The 14,915-nt window shown below is 68.8% G+C and carries 15 protein-coding genes and 1 pseudogene; 4 read left to right on the top strand and 12 right to left on the bottom strand.

Features of this window, described 5'->3' with window-relative positions:
* Positions 1 to 9: 9 nt before the first annotated feature.
* The 4 genes from AC07OC_RS23585 to AC07OC_RS23570 all read right to left on the bottom strand — a co-directional run bounded on the left by AC07OC_RS23585 (position 10) and on the right by AC07OC_RS23570 (position 3,081).
* The gene (locus AC07OC_RS23585; protein ID WP_218296880.1) at positions 10 to 1,065 is read right to left on the bottom strand and encodes a serine endopeptidase; all 1,056 of its coding nucleotides are present in this window, start codon (positions 1,063 to 1,065) and stop codon (positions 10 to 12) included.
* A 76-nt stretch (positions 1,066 to 1,141) separates the two neighbouring features.
* Positions 1,142 to 1,945 (bottom strand): DUF2145 domain-containing protein, encoded by an 804-nt coding sequence (locus AC07OC_RS23580; RefSeq protein WP_218297003.1) that lies wholly within the window; start codon positions 1,943 to 1,945, stop codon positions 1,142 to 1,144.
* A gap of 77 nt (positions 1,946 to 2,022) precedes the next feature.
* Positions 2,023 to 2,478, bottom strand: a complete 456-nt coding sequence (locus AC07OC_RS23575; RefSeq protein ID WP_218296879.1) for a hypothetical protein — start codon at positions 2,476 to 2,478, stop codon at positions 2,023 to 2,025.
* A 105-nt stretch (positions 2,479 to 2,583) separates the two neighbouring features.
* The gene (locus AC07OC_RS23570) at positions 2,584 to 3,081 is read right to left on the bottom strand and encodes a YiaA/YiaB family inner membrane protein (RefSeq protein ID WP_494602378.1); all 498 of its coding nucleotides are present in this window, start codon (positions 3,079 to 3,081) and stop codon (positions 2,584 to 2,586) included.
* A 269-nt stretch (positions 3,082 to 3,350) separates the two neighbouring features.
* On the opposite strand from AC07OC_RS23570, the gene AC07OC_RS23565 reads away from it, so the two are divergent.
* Both AC07OC_RS23565 and AC07OC_RS23560 read left to right on the top strand, forming a co-directional pair.
* Entirely contained in the window at positions 3,351 to 4,532 is a 1,182-nt protein-coding gene (locus AC07OC_RS23565) for a saccharopine dehydrogenase family protein (RefSeq protein ID WP_494602376.1), read from the top strand.
* Between the two features lie 106 nt (positions 4,533 to 4,638).
* Positions 4,639 to 5,542: pseudogene (locus AC07OC_RS23560) on the top strand (EamA family transporter).
* A gap of 18 nt (positions 5,543 to 5,560) precedes the next feature.
* On the opposite strand, the gene AC07OC_RS23555 reads toward AC07OC_RS23560, so the two are convergent.
* Positions 5,561 to 6,076, bottom strand: a complete 516-nt coding sequence (locus AC07OC_RS23555) for an Lrp/AsnC family transcriptional regulator (protein WP_218296876.1) — start codon at positions 6,074 to 6,076, stop codon at positions 5,561 to 5,563.
* A gap of 161 nt (positions 6,077 to 6,237) precedes the next feature.
* Between AC07OC_RS23555 and AC07OC_RS23550 the strand changes: the two genes are divergently transcribed.
* Together AC07OC_RS23550 and AC07OC_RS23545 are read left to right on the top strand one after the other, a co-directional pair.
* Positions 6,238 to 7,254: a 1-aminocyclopropane-1-carboxylate deaminase gene (locus AC07OC_RS23550; RefSeq protein WP_218341273.1), complete on the top strand. Its 1,017-nt coding sequence runs from the start codon at positions 6,238 to 6,240 to the stop codon at positions 7,252 to 7,254.
* A gap of 274 nt (positions 7,255 to 7,528) precedes the next feature.
* The gene (locus AC07OC_RS23545; RefSeq protein WP_218296874.1) at positions 7,529 to 8,524 is read left to right on the top strand and encodes a Bug family tripartite tricarboxylate transporter substrate binding protein; all 996 of its coding nucleotides are present in this window, start codon (positions 7,529 to 7,531) and stop codon (positions 8,522 to 8,524) included.
* 34 nt (positions 8,525 to 8,558) lie between these two features.
* On the opposite strand, the gene AC07OC_RS23540 is transcribed toward AC07OC_RS23545, so the two are convergent.
* Genes AC07OC_RS23540 through AC07OC_RS23510 form a run of 7 tightly spaced genes read right to left on the bottom strand, consistent with a single transcriptional unit; the run spans position 8,559 to position 14,912 of the window.
* A complete protein-coding gene (locus AC07OC_RS23540; RefSeq protein ID WP_218341272.1) occupies positions 8,559 to 9,167 on the bottom strand; it encodes a glutathione S-transferase in 609 nt (202 codons plus the stop codon).
* Between the two features lie 14 nt (positions 9,168 to 9,181).
* On the bottom strand, positions 9,182 to 10,894 hold the full coding sequence (locus tag AC07OC_RS23535) for an FAD-dependent oxidoreductase (RefSeq protein ID WP_494602372.1): 1,713 nt from the start codon (positions 10,892 to 10,894) through the stop codon (positions 9,182 to 9,184).
* Positions 10,891 to 11,670: an SDR family NAD(P)-dependent oxidoreductase gene (locus AC07OC_RS23530; RefSeq protein WP_494602370.1), complete on the bottom strand. Its 780-nt coding sequence runs from the start codon at positions 11,668 to 11,670 to the stop codon at positions 10,891 to 10,893. The genes AC07OC_RS23535 and AC07OC_RS23530 overlap by 4 nt, the downstream gene beginning before the upstream one ends.
* 19 nt (positions 11,671 to 11,689) lie before the next feature.
* Positions 11,690 to 12,442 carry an SDR family NAD(P)-dependent oxidoreductase gene (locus AC07OC_RS23525; protein ID WP_218296870.1) on the bottom strand — a complete coding sequence of 251 codons (753 nt, stop codon included), beginning with the start codon at positions 12,440 to 12,442 and terminating at the stop codon, positions 11,690 to 11,692.
* A 28-nt stretch (positions 12,443 to 12,470) separates the two neighbouring features.
* On the bottom strand, positions 12,471 to 13,214 hold the full coding sequence (locus tag AC07OC_RS23520; protein WP_255591621.1) for an ABC transporter ATP-binding protein: 744 nt from the start codon (positions 13,212 to 13,214) through the stop codon (positions 12,471 to 12,473).
* Positions 13,207 to 13,971 (bottom strand): ABC transporter ATP-binding protein, encoded by a 765-nt coding sequence (locus AC07OC_RS23515; protein ID WP_218296869.1) that lies wholly within the window; start codon positions 13,969 to 13,971, stop codon positions 13,207 to 13,209. The genes AC07OC_RS23520 and AC07OC_RS23515 overlap by 8 nt, the downstream gene beginning before the upstream one ends.
* On the bottom strand, positions 13,968 to 14,912 hold the full coding sequence (locus AC07OC_RS23510; RefSeq protein WP_218341269.1) for a branched-chain amino acid ABC transporter permease: 945 nt from the start codon (positions 14,910 to 14,912) through the stop codon (positions 13,968 to 13,970). The genes AC07OC_RS23515 and AC07OC_RS23510 overlap by 4 nt, the downstream gene beginning before the upstream one ends.
* Positions 14,913 to 14,915: the final 3 nt, after the last annotated feature.

Raw genomic sequence — 14,915 nt, 5'->3', positions numbered from 1 at the left:
GGGACCCGCTCAGTCATCCCGCGCCAGCCGCACCCCCGCGCCCGTGCCGCAGGCATGGCAGAAGCGGGCGAAGGCGCTCTTGCGCGTGGTGCAGGTGCCGCAGTGGTCGAACAGGCCGATGCCGCAGTGCGGGCAGAAGTCGATCTTCTCGTTCTTCAAGTCCACGGGCCGCTCGCAGCCGGGGCACACGCTCTTGGCCAGGCGGGCCAGGGCCACGTCGTAGCTCAGCTCCTTGCGGCGCTCCTGGTCGGGCAGGGTTTCGGCCAGCTTCTGGCGCTCCAGGTAGCGGTTGAGCGCGAGGATGGCGTAGCGCCCCACCAGCGCCGTGATGCCGATGCCCACCACGTAGCGCACATAGCCGCCGTAGCTGGGCAGGTAGGGCACCAGCTCCACGAAGAACGCGAACAGCGCGAAGAAGATGAAGCCCCACACGAACGGCCAGTAGGTGCCCTTGCGCTTCTTCACGAACAGCCAGCCGGCGATGGCCAGCAGCGGCAGGGTGAGCGCCAGGCGGTACAGGAACACGCGCAGCTCCACCTTGCGGCGCTCGGCCTCCAGCTTCACGTAGCCATCGGCTTCCATGCTGTTCAGGCGCTCCTGCGTGGCCGCCGCCGCCTGGCGCGCGTCGAGCGCGGCCTGCTGCTGCAGCTCCACCGCCTGCTGGGTCTTGCGCTCGGCGAGCTTGAGCACATCGAGCGCCTGGGTGCGCGCAATGACCTCCGGGTCCTGGTCGGCGCGCTGGGTGGCCGAGCGGGTGGAGAGCCAGTTGTTGAAGGTCTCGCGCGCGGCCTGCGTTTCGCTGCGGGCCTTGCTGCGCTGCAACTGCGCCTGCTCCAGCGCGGTCTGCGCGTCCTGCTCGGCCTGGCGCGCGTCCTTGACCTGGGCGCGCAGCTTTTCAGCGGCCGGCTTGTCCAGGAAGTCATCCACGCGCAGCGGCGTCTCGACCTTGGGCAAATCGCCCACGATGGTGCCGCCCAGCCCGATGAGGAAGCTGGCAAACACCAGCGCCACCAGCCACAGGCCGCGGCGGAACCATTTTTCAGACAGCCGCAGTGATTTGCTCATGATCATTCCCCTCTGTAGATACTATGCATTTGATAGCTGCCAGCGCTTACCAGTCAAGCGCAATCGGCCCATTTCATCAATTCTTCACGGTCAGCACCACCGGCGCGGCCGCCAGCTGGGCCCGCTGCAGCCAGGCCAGCACCGAATCGACCGTGACGGTCTCGATGCGGTCCGAGAACCGCTTGTCGCCCGGGTGGTCGTCGAACGCGATGTTGGCCGAACCCACGCGCCCGCCCATCCGCGTGAGCGGCCCGAGCTTGAGCGTGGTCGGCTCGTAGCCCTTGAACTGCAGCCAGGCCTGCGCCTGCTCGCGGTTGCGCACCGTGGCGGGCTCCATGGCCACGGCCAGCGTTTCCAGCGCCCATTGGTTGGACTGCTGGTACTTGCGGCCCCACACGTAGCTCACCATGCTGTAGGGCGGGTGCTGCAGCGTCCTGGTGCGGGCCTTGTCCTGCAGCACGGCCAGCAGGCGCTGCTGCACCTCGGGCGTGGGCACGGCGTAGACGGCCTCGTAGCGCCACAGGTCGTCCAGGAAGAACTCGCCCAGGCCCTGCCGGTACAGGTGCCCCACGGCCGTGCCGCATTCGTTGAGCTTGTGGGCCACGCGCCAGGGGCCCTCGGGTGTCTTGTAGGCCCAGCCCAGGTGCGAATAGCGCAGGCCGTACTTGCTCAGGTCCTGCCCGGCGCGGGCGAGCACCACCACCTGGGCGCCGGACTTCGCATGCTCCGCGTCGAGCGCGGCGGAGGTCTGCTGCGCCAGTTGCATGCCGCGCTCGATCACCTTGGCCGGCACGGGCTTGGCGGCCTCGCAGGAGCGGCCCGCGTGGGCCGCTGGCGCCGCCAGCAGGGCCGCGCCCGCCACCAGGGCCAGGCCGAGCATGGTGGGGTTGAAGGAGCGCACGCGGGCATGCGCCGGGGTCGTCACGGTCATCTGCTGCACATCCATGGCGGTGCCCCTTACAGGCGCTCGTTGTGCAGCAGCGCACGGCCGATGGCGTTGGGCACGAAGGCGATCGCCTCGCCCGCCACCGACAGCACCACGCCCGTGCCGATCACGCTGCAGGTCACCACCGTGCCCACGGTGTGCGCCGATGCGCCCACGCCCCGGCCCGCCACCTCGACGCTGACCTGGGCGCCGTCGGAGGCGCGCTCCAGCAGGTACACCGTGCCGGTGGCCGAGGCCTCCACCGTCTTCACGGTCAGCACCGCACCCGCCACCGACAATGCGGCAGGCACCGCCACGACCGCGCCAGCGGCGGCGGACGCCACCGACGCCGTGCCCACCACCGACGCGACAGGCAGCAGCGACAGCGCGGCCGAGGCCTCGCTCTGGGCGCGCGCGGGCAGCGCGGCCAGCGTGCACAGCAGGCCGGCGGCCAGGGCAAGGGTCAGGATCTTCGGCAATTTCTTCATGGTTTCACTCCTCGCGGGAGGTGCTGCGCAGTAGCGCGGCAGCACCGGATTTTTTCAGGGCAACCTCCGAGCATCCGCCATGGGGCCAGGGCGAACGCCGGAAACTCAGCTGGCGTTGTTACCAGACGTAGCAGCATGTGCTGCGGCAGCTTCGCGGCGGCCTTGCAGGCGCGCTTCCAGCAGGTCAGCCTCGTGGCGGTCGCGCAGCATCTTGGCCAGCGTGAAGGCGGTGGTGATCAGGTACAGCCAGCTCACACCCAGGAAGGCCTTGTAGGTCACGTTGATCTCCATGCCGAACAGGCCCCAGCCCGTGAGGCCCATGGCCACCACGAATCCGCCCCAGACCACCAGCTTCCACATGGGCGTGTCGCCCGCACCGCGGCGCGCGGCGCTCTCGTTGTCCCGCACGAACTTGGCCAGCACGAACGCGGCCGAGAGGCAGAACACATAGCCCATCACCATGAACGCCTGCTCCAGCTGCTCGCCCGGCAGCCAGGCCAGCCCCACGGCGCACAGGAAGACGGCGATGCCGAACGAGACCCACACCTGCAGTTGCCAGGCACGGGTGTCACGCTGAACGAGGAAGGGGGCATTGGATGACATACAGAGGTGGGGCCCTTGTCAGGCCCGTGGTTGAACACGGACCGCATGGTGCCGGGCCCGGCCCCCGCCGCCCCCGCCGGGTTGCGCCAGTGGCGGCAGTCCGGCTTCACGGTATCGCCAAACGATACTTTTTGCCCATCGCAAGCGGCACCTGGGCGACATGCCGGCACCCGCTTGTCTTTCACAATCGCATCCCAGCAGCCGGCGGCCGCCCGCGGCGGCGCCCGCCCCTTCCCCCACCCGCACGCAGCAGTGCACGGAGACAGCCCATGACCAAACCCTTCGATCTTGTCGTCCACGGCGCCACCGGCTTCACGGGCCGCCTCGTGGTCGAGTACCTTTTGCAGCGCTATCCCACCGGCAGCGGCCTGCGCTGGGCCATGGGCGGGCGCAATGCCGACAAGCTCGCCGCCGTGCGCGACGAAGTGGGCGCCCCGGCCGACACCCCGCTGATCGTGACCGACAGCACCGACCCCGCCAGCCTGCAGGCGCTGATGGACCAGACCCGCCTGGTGCTGACCACCGTGGGGCCCTACCAGCTCTACGGCAACGAACTGGTGGCCGCGTGCGCGGCGGCCGGCGTGGACTACGTGGACCTGTGCGGCGAACCCGCGTGGATGCGCCAGATGATCGACGCGCACGAAGCCACGGCCCGGGCCAGCGGCGCGCGCATCGTGTTCTCGTGCGGGTTCGACTCCATCCCGTTCGACCTGGGCGTGTACCTGCTGCAAACCGAGATGAAGGCCCGTTTCGGCCACCCCGCGAGCCGGGTGCGCGGCCGGGTGCGCAAGATGAAGGGCACATTCTCGGGCGGCACCGCCGCCAGCCTGAAGGCCACCATGGCCGCCGCCGCCACCAACCCCGCCGTGCTGGACCTGCTCAAGAACCCGTTCTCGCTCACGCCCGGCTTCGAAGGGCCGCGCCAGCCCTCGGGCAACAAGCCCATGGTGGACGAGGCCCTGGGCGAAGGAGTGTGGGTGGCCCCGTTCGTGATGGCCGCCATCAACACCCGCAACGTGCACCGCTCCAATTTCCTGCTGCAGCACGCCTACGGCACCGACTTCGTGTACGACGAAATGCTCATCACCGGCCCGGGCGAAAAAGGCGAGGCCATGGCCAATGCCGTGGCGGGCGACAAGTCGCTGGGCTCGGACAAGGGCCCCAAGCCCGGCGAGGGCCCTTCGCGCGAGGAACGCGAGAACGGCTTCTACGACGTGCTCTTCCTGGGCACCGACGCCGTGGGCAATAGCCTGCGCGTGGGCGTCAAGGGCGACCGCGACCCGGGCTATGGCTCCACCTCCAAGATGATCACCGAGGCGGCCGTGTGCCTGCTGCAGGACGCCACGGACACCCCCGGCGGCATCTGGACCACGGCGCCCGCGCTGGGCGGCAAGCTGGTCGCGCGGCTGCAGGCCCACGCGGGGCTGAGCTTCGCGGTGGAAGCGGCGTAACGCCCCGGGGTGGGCCCGGGCATGTCCGTTTTCGCACCAGGCCGGTCGTGAAACGCGCGGCCACGGACCCGCCGGTGCACCGAAAATACAGGGCATGAACACTGCCCTGCGCCCCCGCGATCTCGCCCTGGCCCTGCTCGTCATCGTGGTCTGGGGGCTCAACTTCGCCGTCATCAAGGTGGGCGTGGCCGGTGTGCCACCGCTGCTGCTGGGCGCGCTGCGCTACCTGCTGGCGGCGTTTCCGGCGCTGCTGTTCGTGACGCCGCCCAGGGTGCCGCTGCGCCTGTACCTGCTGTACGGCATGACCATGGCGGTGGGCCAGTTCGCGCTGCTGTTCACCGCCATCCACATCGGCATGCCGTCGGGCCTGGCCTCGCTGGTGCTGCAGTCGCAGTCGTTCTTCACGCTGCTGCTGGCGGCCTGGTGGCTGCGCGAGGCATGGCAGGGCAACCAGGTGGCGGGCCTGGCGCTGGCCGGCGTGGGGCTGGTGCTGATCGGCAGTGCCCACGGCGCGTCGATGCCGCTGGCGGGATTCGCACTGACCGTGGGGGCGGCGGCGATGTGGGGCTGCGGCAACATCGTCACGCGCGCCGTGGGACGCTACGGGCCGATGAACCAGTTTGCCTTCATCGTGTGGTCGAGCGTGGTGGCGCCGCTGCCATTCGTGGCGCTGTCCTTGCTGCTGGACGGGCCCGCGGCCGTGTGGGCCGCCGTGCAGCACCTGTCGCTGAAATCCATGGCCGCCGTGGCCTACATCGCCTGGATCTCCACGCTGCTGGGCTTCGGGCTGTGGACGTATCTCATGTCGCGCTACCCGGTGAACCGCGTCGCCCCCTTCACCCTGCTGGTGCCCGTGGTGGGCCTGACCACGGGCTGGTGGGTGTTCGGCGAGCAGTTGTTGCCCGTGCACTTTGCGGGCGCGGGGGCTCTTGATGGCGGGGCTGGTGGTCAACCTGTTCGGCGGTCCGGCCTGGTCGGCCGTGGTGGGGCGCCTGCGCGGCGCCCCGTGAGCGGAGGGCTGGCCGCCGCTACAGCGCCAGCGGCAGCTCGGTGGTGGACAGCACATTGCGCAGCACCATGAACGAGCGCACCTGCCGCACGCCCGGCAGGTAGAGCAGCTGCTCGGCATGCAGCCGGTTGAAGCTGTCGTTGTCGCGCGTGCGCACCAGCATGAAGTAGTCGAACTCGCCGGTGACCACATGGCATTCCATGCAGCCGGACACCTTGGCCGCCGCCTTTTCAAACTCGGCAAACGACTCGGGCGTGGAGCGGTCGAGCACCACCCCAATCATCACCAGCATGCCCGCGCCCACGGCCTGGGGGTTGAGCAACGCCACGATGCCGTCGATGAGCCCCAGGCGCTTGAGCCGCTCCACGCGGCGCAGGCAGGCGGGCGGGCTCAGGTGCACCTTCTCGGCCAGCGCCACATTGGACAGCGAGGCATCACGCTGCAGCTGGCGCAGGATGGCCTTGTCGGTACGGTCCAGCTCGGCCGACACATCGGACTGCGGCACATTCTTGGCACGAACTTTTATTGTGCGCATGGTGATCTGTGAGAAATATTAGTTTTTCATATTCTCATACACAAACCTGAAACGCTGAAATCAGGAAGAAATTCGCAACCACTGTATGCGCGTGTTTTCCTACGATGAAGGCACTGCAAGCCACCTCTTGCACCATCCCTTCCATCGACCGGAAACCCGCCATGAACCTGCAGAAATTCGCCCGCCACCCGCTGACCTTCGGGCCCTCGCCCATCACCGCGCTGCCGCGCCTGTCGGCCCACCTGGGCGGCAAGGTGCACCTGTATGCCAAGCGCGAGGACTGCAACTCGGGCCTGGCCTTTGGCGGCAACAAGACGCGCAAGCTCGAATACCTCATCCCCGAGGCGATCGCGGGCGGCTACGACACGCTGGTCTCCATCGGCGGCATCCAGTCCAACCAGACGCGCCAGGTGGCCGCCGTGGCCGCGCACCTGGGCATGAAATGCGTGCTGGTGCAGGAGAACTGGGTCAACTACTCCGACGCGGTGTACGACCGCGTGGGCAACATCGAGATGAGCCGTATCATGGGCGCCGACGTGCGCCTGGACGCTGCGGGCTTCGACATCGGCATCCGCCCCAGCTGGGAGCAGGCCATGGAGGACGTGAAGAAGGCCGGCGGCAAGCCCTTCCCCATCCCGGCCGGCTGCTCCGAGCACCCGTACGGCGGCCTGGGCTTCGTCGGCTTTGCCGAGGAAGTGCGCCAGCAGGAGAAGGAGCTGGGCTTTACGTTTGACTACATCGTCGTGTGCTCGGTCACGGGCAGCACGCAGGCCGGCATGGTGGTGGGCTTTGCGGCCGACGGCCGGGCGCGCAAGGTGATCGGCATCGACGCCTCGGCCAAGCCCGAGAAGACGCATGCCCAGGTGCTGCGCATCGCGCAGAACACGGCCAAGCTGGTGGAGCTGGGCCAGGAGATCACGGCCGACGACGTGGTGCTGGACACGCGCTACGGCGGCCCCGAGTACGGCCTGCCCAACGAGGGCACGCTCGAAGCCATCCGCCTGTGCGCACGCCAGGAAGGCATGCTCACCGACCCGGTGTACGAAGGCAAGTCCATGCACGGCATGATCGACATGGTGCGCAAGGGCGAATTCCCCGAAGGCTCCCGCGTGCTGTACGCGCACCTGGGAGGGGTGCCGGCGTTGAACGCCTACAGCTTTCTTTTTCGCAACGGCTGACGCACCGCCGCGCGAGGAAACCGAGCAACAGCGCCTGTGCCGGCTGGCCGGGCTGTCCGTGATCTGAGCGCCCCCCGCTCTGCCCTCGCAAGACCTGCGCATGCCGCCCGGTCTTCCACCGCCATGGTCCCGTGCCCTCATCTCATCGCCCTGGCGGCCTCGACAACTCCGCGGTAGCGACAGGCGTGGCCAGAGCGAGACGAAGACTGGCGCGCCTTCCCCTTGTTCACAGCCGCAACGCAGGGTGAACAACCCGCACCAGAAGGACCGCCACATGAAATGCCCACAGCCCAAAAGACGCACCAGCGTCGCCTTGTTGTTCATGGCAGCCATCGCAGGCTTGGGTTGGGGGCGCATGGCGCACGCCGATGGCTACCCCGCCAAGCCGGTGCAGCTGGTGGTGCCCTTTCCGCCCGGCGGGGCCGTCGACATCGTGGGCCGGCTCATCAGCAAGAAGCTGGGCGAACGCCTGGGCCAGGCGGTGGTGGTCGAGAACAAGGCGGGTGCGGGCACCATCGTGGGCGCATCCTTCGTGGCCAACGCTCCGGCCGACGGCTACACGCTGCTGATCAGCTCGGGCTCCACCTTCACCGTCAACCCGGCGCTCAACAACAAGCTGCCATACGACCCGGTCAAGAGCTTCGAGCCCATCGGCATGGTGGCGCGCGTGCCGCTGATCCTGCTGGCCCACCGCGATGTGCCGGTGGCCAACCTCCCGCAGCTGATCGCGGCGGTGAAGCGCGCTCCGGACAAGTTCTCCTACGGCTCGTTCGGCAGCGGCACCACGGGCCACTTTGCCGCCGAGCTGATGTGGTCGGCCACCGGCATCCAGCTGATGCATGTGCCCTACCGGGGCAGCGCACCCGCCATGAGCGACCTGATCGGTGGGCAGATCCCGTTCACCATCGACACGGTGGCGGCCGCGCTGCCGCAGCTCAAGGGTGGCAAGATCAAGCCCATCGTGGTCACCGGCGCGGCGCGGGCCACGCAGCTGCCGGATGTGCCCACGGTGGCGGAAAGCGGCTTCGCGGGTTTTGCCGCGGATTCGTGGCTGGCCGTCGTGGCGCCGCGCGGCCTGCCCGCCGAAGTCAAGGCGAAGCTGGGCAAGGCCCTGGCCGAGACCATGGCGGATGCCGAGATCCGCAGCAAGCTCATCGCCAGCGGGCTGGAGCAGTCCTATGCCAGCGGCGACGCCGTGCTGGCGCGGATCGAGGACGAACTGCCGCGCATGCGCGCGATCGCCCAGCGCGCGAACATCCGGGCGGAGTGAGCGCGGCAGCGATGGGGCGCTGGCGCGCGCCGGATCACAGCGCCCAGCTCGCCTGCAATGATGGACGCTTTGAAAATGCCTCGTACCAGGCCGCAACGGCGGGATGGCGCTGGCGCCATCCGAAGTCCGCAAACCTGAGATCCAGGTACCACAGCGCACAGGCCACCGTGAGCGTGCCGATGTCCAGCCGCTGCGGCGCGATGAGTGCGGGGTTCGCGGACAGGTGGGCCAGCGAAGTCTCGGCCTTGTCCAGCTGCGCGGCGCGCCACTCGGGCCAGCGCAGCGGCTCGGGCCGCGCCACGTCCTCATAGCGGGCGATCAGCGCGCCGTCGAGGATGCCGTCTCCGAGCGCCTGCAGCGTCAGCGCATTCCAGCGCGCATCGCCACTGCGGGGAAACAGCGTTCCGTTGCCGATCTCGTCGAGGTATTCGCAGATGACGCGGCTGTCGTACAGCACGGCGCCCTCGTCGGTGATGAAGGTCGGCACCTTGCCCAGCGGGTTCCTGGCGATGATGTCCTGGTCGCGCCGGACCGGGTTGGCGTTCGATGGCAGCAGCTGCACGCGGTCGCTGAGGCCCAGCTCGTGCGCCGTCACCAGGCACTTGCGCACGTAGGGGGAGAACGGAGAGAAATAGATCTGCATGGAAGTTCACCGGTTCATGGATGGGAAGGCGCAGCCTGCGCCAGCTGTCGGCCGGCGATCCACCCGAAGGTCAGCGCGGGCCCCAGGGTGATGCCGGGCGCGGGGTACTCGCCCCCCATCACCGAATGCATGTCATTGCCCGCCGCGTAGAGGCCCGGGATGGGCTGGCCGGCGGCATCGAGCGCCTGGGCATTTTCGTTGCAGGCAATGCCCACGGCCGTGCCGATGTCGCCCGCGAACACCTTCACGGCATAGAACGGGCCCTGGCGCAAGGCACCGATGCAGGGGTTGGGCTGGTGCGCCGCGTCGCCCAGGTAGCGGTTGTATTCGGTGCTGCCCTTGCCGAAGTCGTCGTCGCGCCCCTGGTCGGCCTGCGCGTTGAAGCGCTCGGCCGTGGCCTGCAGCGCGGCGCCGCCGATGCCCAGGGCATCGCCCAGCGCCCGCAATGTCGGCGCCTTCACCAGGTAGCCGGCCTTGACGAGGTGATCGCGCGGCCGCCCGCCCGGCAACGCCAGGCCCATGCCCCATTGCTCCATGAAGTCGCTGTCGCAGACCAGGTAGGCCGGCAGCGTGGGCACCGTGGCGTGGGAGCGGTACATCGCCCGCACGAACTCGTGGTACGAGGTCGCTTCGTTGACGAAGCGCTGGCCGGCCCCATTCACGGCCATGAGGCCGGGCTTGGCACGGTCCCAGACCAGGTGCGGATAGCGCACGACCGAGCCATCGGGCCGCTGCAGGATGGAGACCGGCGCCCAGAACGCCGGGTTGGTATGGCCCTGCCCCAGCACCGCGCCGGCTTCGCGCGCCAGCGCGATGCCCTCGCCCCGGTTGCCCTGCGGCGACATGGACCAGGGCCCCGTCGGCGCGGGGTAGTGCGCACTGCGCAGTTCCTCGCTCCAGGGGAATCCCCCCGTGGCCACCACCACGCCGCGGCGCGCCCGCACCTGCACCGGCTTGCCCGCGCGCACCAGCGAGACGCCCACCACCGCGCCATGGGACACGTCCAGCTTCTCCACCGGTGTGTCCAGCCAGTAGTCGATACCACGGTCGATCACGCTCTTGAAAAGCCGGGCCGCCAGCGCATTGCCCAGCACCAGGCGTGTGCCCCGGTGGTAGCCGCGCAGCCGGTCGGCGAAGTAGCGCAGCACGAGCTTCATGCCCTCGCGCCATGCCGTGAACGAGCGCGTGACCGTCAGCAGGTGCCTGGCGTCGGTCATGTTGACCATCATTCCGCCCAGTACCATGAACTCGGGCAGGGGGTCGCGCAGTTCCCGGAAATGCGCGCCCAGTTCCCGCCCGTCGAACGTCGCCGGGTCGAGCGACCGGCCGCCGAAGGCCGCGCCCTCGCGGTCGGGGTAGTAGTCGGGGGAGTAGCTGCGCGCGACAAGCCGCACGGCGGTGTGCTTCTCGAAGTAGTCGACCATGCCGGCGCCGTGGCGCAGGAAGGCCTGCTGCATCCCGGCCGGCGCCGCGTCGCCCACCGTGTTGCGCAGGTAGGTCCACACCTTCTCGAAGCTGTCGGGGTGGCCCACCCGCGCCGACTGCGCATTGAGCGGCGCCCACACGGCCCCGCCGGACACGGCGGTGGAGCCGCCCACGCGGTCGGTCTTCTCGACCAGCAGCACGCTGCAGCCTTCGATCTTCGCGGTCAGCGCGGCGGCCATGCCGCCCGCGCCCGCGCCGATCACGACGACGTCGTACTCGGCATCCCAGTGGGGGGCCGTCATGCGCCCGACCCACCCAGCGACTTGCCGCCATCGACGAACAGCACCTGCCCGGTGATGAAGCCGGTCTGCGGCGACACCAGGAAGGCCACCGCCTGGGCGATGTCTTCCGGCCTGCCGGCCTTGCCCGTGGGCTGCAGCGCGAGCTGCGCCGCCAGCCGCTCGGGCGTGAGCGCGCGCAGGATGGGCGTGTCGATCAGCCCCGGCGCGATCGCGTTGACCAGGATGCCGCGCGGCGCCAGTTCCATGGCGCTGGCGCGCGTGTAGCCGACCACGGCGGCCTTGGAGGCCACGTAGTGCGGGTGGTTCTTCGCCCCCAGGTACGCGCGCGAAGCGATGTTCACGATGCGGCCGCCCTCGGGCATGGTCTTGGCCACTTCCTGTGTGAGCGTGGCCACGGCGATGAGGTTGACCTCGTAGGCACGGCGAAAGTCGTCGTTGCTCACCTCCAGGAACTTGCGCTCGTCGAAGATGCCGGCGTTGTTGACCAGAGCGCGCACTGGGGGCAGGGAGTGCACCAGGCCGCGCACGGCCGCTTCGTCCGTCAGGTCGAGCACGCGGCACTGCACATCCAGGCCCAGGCCCTTCAAGCGGCCAGTCTCGCGCTGCGCCAGGGCTTCATCGCGGTCCACCATCACCACGGCGTAGCCGTCGCGGGCCAGGCGTTCGACCGTGGCCAGGCCCATTCCACCGGCCCCGCCGGTGACCAGGGCAATCGGTTTGCTGTTGCTGTTGCTGTTGCTGTTGCTGTTGCTGTTGCTGTTGCTGTTGTCGTCCATGTGTTTGCGAAGATTCCGATCAAGCCGAGAGAAAGCCGCCATCGACGGGCAGCACCACACCATTCACATAGCTGGCCATGTGGGAGGAAAGAAAGACCACGGGTCCGACGATTTCCTCGACCTCGCCGCCGCGGCCCGCGGGCACGCGCTTCATGTACCAGTCCGTGCCGCCGGGCACGGCCAGCTGCGGGGCGACCATCTCGGTCAGCATCAGCCCGGGCGCGACCGCATTGGCGCGCACCCCAAAAGGCGCCAGGTCGCGGGCCAGCACCTGGGTCAGCGAACGCACGGCGCCCTTGGAGGCGACATACCCCGCCGACGAGATGCCGCTCACGAACGCCACGATGGACGACAGGTTCACGATGCACCCCCGGGTCTTCTTCAACGCCGGCACGAAGGCATGCGTGACGTTGAACAGGCCCTGCAGGTTCACGTCGATGAGGCGGTCCCACACCTCGGGCGCGTGCGGGTCGTCGATGCGCGCGCGGCCGGAAATGCCTGCGTTGTTGATCAGCACGTCGATCGGGCCGATGCGCGCCTGCAGGTCCGCGGCGCAGGCCTGGACGGCGGCCCGGTCGCACACGTCCAGCACCACGCTCCAGGCCTCGCCGCCGGCATCGCGGATGCGCCGGGCCGTGGCCTCGGCCTTGTCCGCACCGATGTCGGCGCAGATCACCTTGGCGCCCTCGTTCGCGAAGCCCAGCGCAATGGCCGAGCCCAGTCCCCCGCCGGCGCCGGTCACCAGCGCGAGCTTGCCTTTCAACAAATCCATCCAATTTCTCCTGCTGAATGGGCGCCGTTCAGACGCCGAGGTAGGCCCGGCGCACGGCCGGGTCGTCCATGAGCTGGGCCGCCGCGCCCTGCAGCGTGATCTCGCCGTTTTCCAGGATGTAGGCGTGGCTGGCCACCGTGAGCGCCAGGCGCACGTCCTGCTCCACGAGCAGGATGGTGAGACCCTGCTCCCGGTTGAGCCGCTGGATCGCCTCGAAGATCTGCTCGACGAGCAGCGGCGACAGCCCCATCGAAGGCTCGTCGAACATGATCAGCCGCGGGCGGGACATGAGTGCGCGGCCGATCGCCAGCATCTGCTGCTCGCCGCCCGACAGCGTGGCCGCCCGCTGCTCGGAGCGTTCCTTGAGCCGCGCAAACAGGGTGTAGACCTTGTCCAGGTCCTCGGCGATCGCGGCGCGGTCGCGGCGCAGGAAGGCGCCCAGCTCCAGGTTCTCGCGCACGCTCATTTCCTTGAACACCTCGCGCCCCTCGGGCACCTGCACCAGGCCCCTGCGGACGATCTCGTCGGACGGCTGCCGGTGGATGGGCTCGCCGGCGAAGTGGACCTCGCCGGCGGTGGGATCGATGAGGTGCGAGATCGCGTTCAACGTGCTGCTCTTGCCGGCACCGTTGCTGCCCAGCAGGGCCACGATGGCGCCCTGCGGCACGGCCAGGCTCACGCCCGAGAGCGCCTGGATGGCGCCGTAGGAGGCGCTGATGCCGCGCACTTCGAGCAGTGCGCCCTGGCTTGGTTGCTGCATGGGATCAGGCATGGGCCGCTCCCTTGCCGAGGTAGGCTTCGATCACGGTCGGGTTCTCGCTGATTTCCTTGGGGGTGCCTTCGGCGATCTTCTGGCCGAAGGACATGACGGTGATGCGGTCGGAGATCGACATCACCAGCTGCATCACGTGCTCGACCAGGAGCACGGTGATGCCGTCCTTCTGGGCCAGTTCGGTCAGCAGGTGGTCCAGGTTCTCGATGTCCCGGTTGCGCAGGCCGGCCGCCGGTTCGTCCAGCAGCAGCAGGCGCGGCTTGAGCGCCAGGGCGCGGGCGATCTCCAGCAGTTTCTGGTGGCCGAAGTCGAGTTCCTTGGCGCGGGTCTCGCGGTCGTGGGTCAGGCCCACGCGCTCGATGAGGCTGTCCACCAGGTCGCGGATCTCGCCGCCGGGGCGGCGCAGCAGCCGGCCCAGCGTGTTCGCGCTGTGCGAGTGGCAGCCCAGCAGCACGTTCTCGTACACGCTCAGGTCGCCGAACAGCTCCAGGTTCTGGAAGGTGCGCGCGATACCCATGCCGGCCATGCGCGAAGGTGCATGGTGCGTCACGTCCTCGCCGTCCACAACGATGCGGCCTTCGGTCGGCTGGTAGTAGCGGGAGATGCAGTTGAAGGTGGTCGACTTGCCGGCCCCGTTGGGGCCGATCAGCGCATGGATCGAGCCGCGCGCCACGTCGAACGAGAGGCTGTTCACGGCCACCAGCCCGCCAAAGCGCACGGTGATGCCGGAGACTTCCAGGAAGGGGCGCGTGCTCATGCCTGCACCCCCTTGGCGGGCTTGCGTGCCACGCGGCGGTTGCGGTCGGCGAACAGCCCCTTGGGCATGAACATCATGAACCCCATGAGGATCACGCCATAGATGATTTCCTGCACCGACATGAGCTGGCGCAGCAGCTCGGAGATGAGGCCGAAGGCAATGGCGCCGGCCACCGCGCCGCGCACCGAGCCCATGCCCCCCACGACGACCATGGTGAGGACCAGGATGGTGGTCTGGAAGCCCAGGCTCTCCGGGTGGATGAACGAGGTGAACAGCGTGTACATGCCCCCGGCGATGCCCGCGAAGGCCGCCGAGATGGCGAACGCGCTCTGCTTCATGGCCTTGACGTTGATGCCCATGGCCATCGCGGCCACATCGCTCTCGCGCACGGCCCTGAGCGACGAGCCGTACTGTGAGCGCGCCAGCGCCACGGTGAGCCACAGCATCAGCCCCGCCAGCACCACCACGAAGGGGTAGGCCTGCAGGTCGTTGGTCAGCCTGTAGCCGAACAGATTGGCCGGATCCATCTTCATGCCGTTGGAGCCGCCCGTGACGCGCTCCCAGGTGAGGAAGACCCATTGCATCGCCTCGCCGAAGGCGAAGGTGGCCAGGGCCAGGTAGATGTCGCGCATGCGCAGCGCCAGGTAGCCGATGAGGTAGCCGAGCACGGCCGACAGGGCCCCGCCGGCCAGGACGGACAGCACGAAGGGCGGGTGCCATGCCGTGTTGATGATGCCGGCCGTGTAGATGCCGATGCCGAAGAACGCGGCGTGCGCCAGCGCGAACTGGCCCGATTCGCCGATCACGACGTGCATGCCCAGGGCCAGCACCACGAAGACCATCAGCAGGTTGACCACGTACAGGACATAGCCCGACACGGCGAAGGGAAGGATCAACAGAACCAGGGCGGCAGCGAGCAATGCCCAGTGATCGCGGGTCATGGT

The organism is Acidovorax sp. GW821-FHT10E04 (genome assembly GCF_059415185.1).
The sequence above is the reverse complement of the archived record's forward strand: the minus strand, read 5'-3'. Positions and strand labels throughout refer to the sequence as shown.

Excerpts from the sequence above, each read along its gene's own strand:
- AC07OC_RS23585 (WP_218296880.1), bottom strand. The coding sequence starts at position 1,065 with ATGAGCAAATCACTGCGGCTGTCTGAAAAATGGTTCCGCCGCGGCCTG.
- AC07OC_RS23580 (WP_218297003.1), bottom strand. The coding sequence starts at position 1,945 with ATGCTCGGCCTGGCCCTGGTGGCGGGCGCGGCCCTGCTGGCGGCGCCA.
- AC07OC_RS23575 (WP_218296879.1), bottom strand. The coding sequence starts at position 2,478 with ATGAAGAAATTGCCGAAGATCCTGACCCTTGCCCTGGCCGCCGGCCTG.
- AC07OC_RS23570 (WP_494602378.1), bottom strand. The coding sequence starts at position 3,081 with ATGTCATCCAATGCCCCCTTCCTCGTTCAGCGTGACACCCGTGCCTGG.
- AC07OC_RS23565 (WP_494602376.1), top strand. The coding sequence starts at position 3,351 with ATGACCAAACCCTTCGATCTTGTCGTCCACGGCGCCACCGGCTTCACG.
- AC07OC_RS23555 (WP_218296876.1), bottom strand. The coding sequence starts at position 6,076 with ATGCGCACAATAAAAGTTCGTGCCAAGAATGTGCCGCAGTCCGATGTG.
- AC07OC_RS23550 (WP_218341273.1), top strand. The coding sequence starts at position 6,238 with ATGAACCTGCAGAAATTCGCCCGCCACCCGCTGACCTTCGGGCCCTCG.
- AC07OC_RS23545 (WP_218296874.1), top strand. The coding sequence starts at position 7,529 with ATGAAATGCCCACAGCCCAAAAGACGCACCAGCGTCGCCTTGTTGTTC.
- AC07OC_RS23540 (WP_218341272.1), bottom strand. The coding sequence starts at position 9,167 with ATGCAGATCTATTTCTCTCCGTTCTCCCCCTACGTGCGCAAGTGCCTG.
- AC07OC_RS23535 (WP_494602372.1), bottom strand. The coding sequence starts at position 10,894 with ATGACGGCCCCCCACTGGGATGCCGAGTACGACGTCGTCGTGATCGGC.
- AC07OC_RS23530 (WP_494602370.1), bottom strand. The coding sequence starts at position 11,670 with ATGGACGACAACAGCAACAGCAACAGCAACAGCAACAGCAACAGCAAC.
- AC07OC_RS23525 (WP_218296870.1), bottom strand. The coding sequence starts at position 12,442 with ATGGATTTGTTGAAAGGCAAGCTCGCGCTGGTGACCGGCGCCGGCGGG.
- AC07OC_RS23520 (WP_255591621.1), bottom strand. The coding sequence starts at position 13,214 with ATGCCTGATCCCATGCAGCAACCAAGCCAGGGCGCACTGCTCGAAGTG.
- AC07OC_RS23515 (WP_218296869.1), bottom strand. The coding sequence starts at position 13,971 with ATGAGCACGCGCCCCTTCCTGGAAGTCTCCGGCATCACCGTGCGCTTT.
- AC07OC_RS23510 (WP_218341269.1), bottom strand. The coding sequence starts at position 14,912 with ATGACCCGCGATCACTGGGCATTGCTCGCTGCCGCCCTGGTTCTGTTG.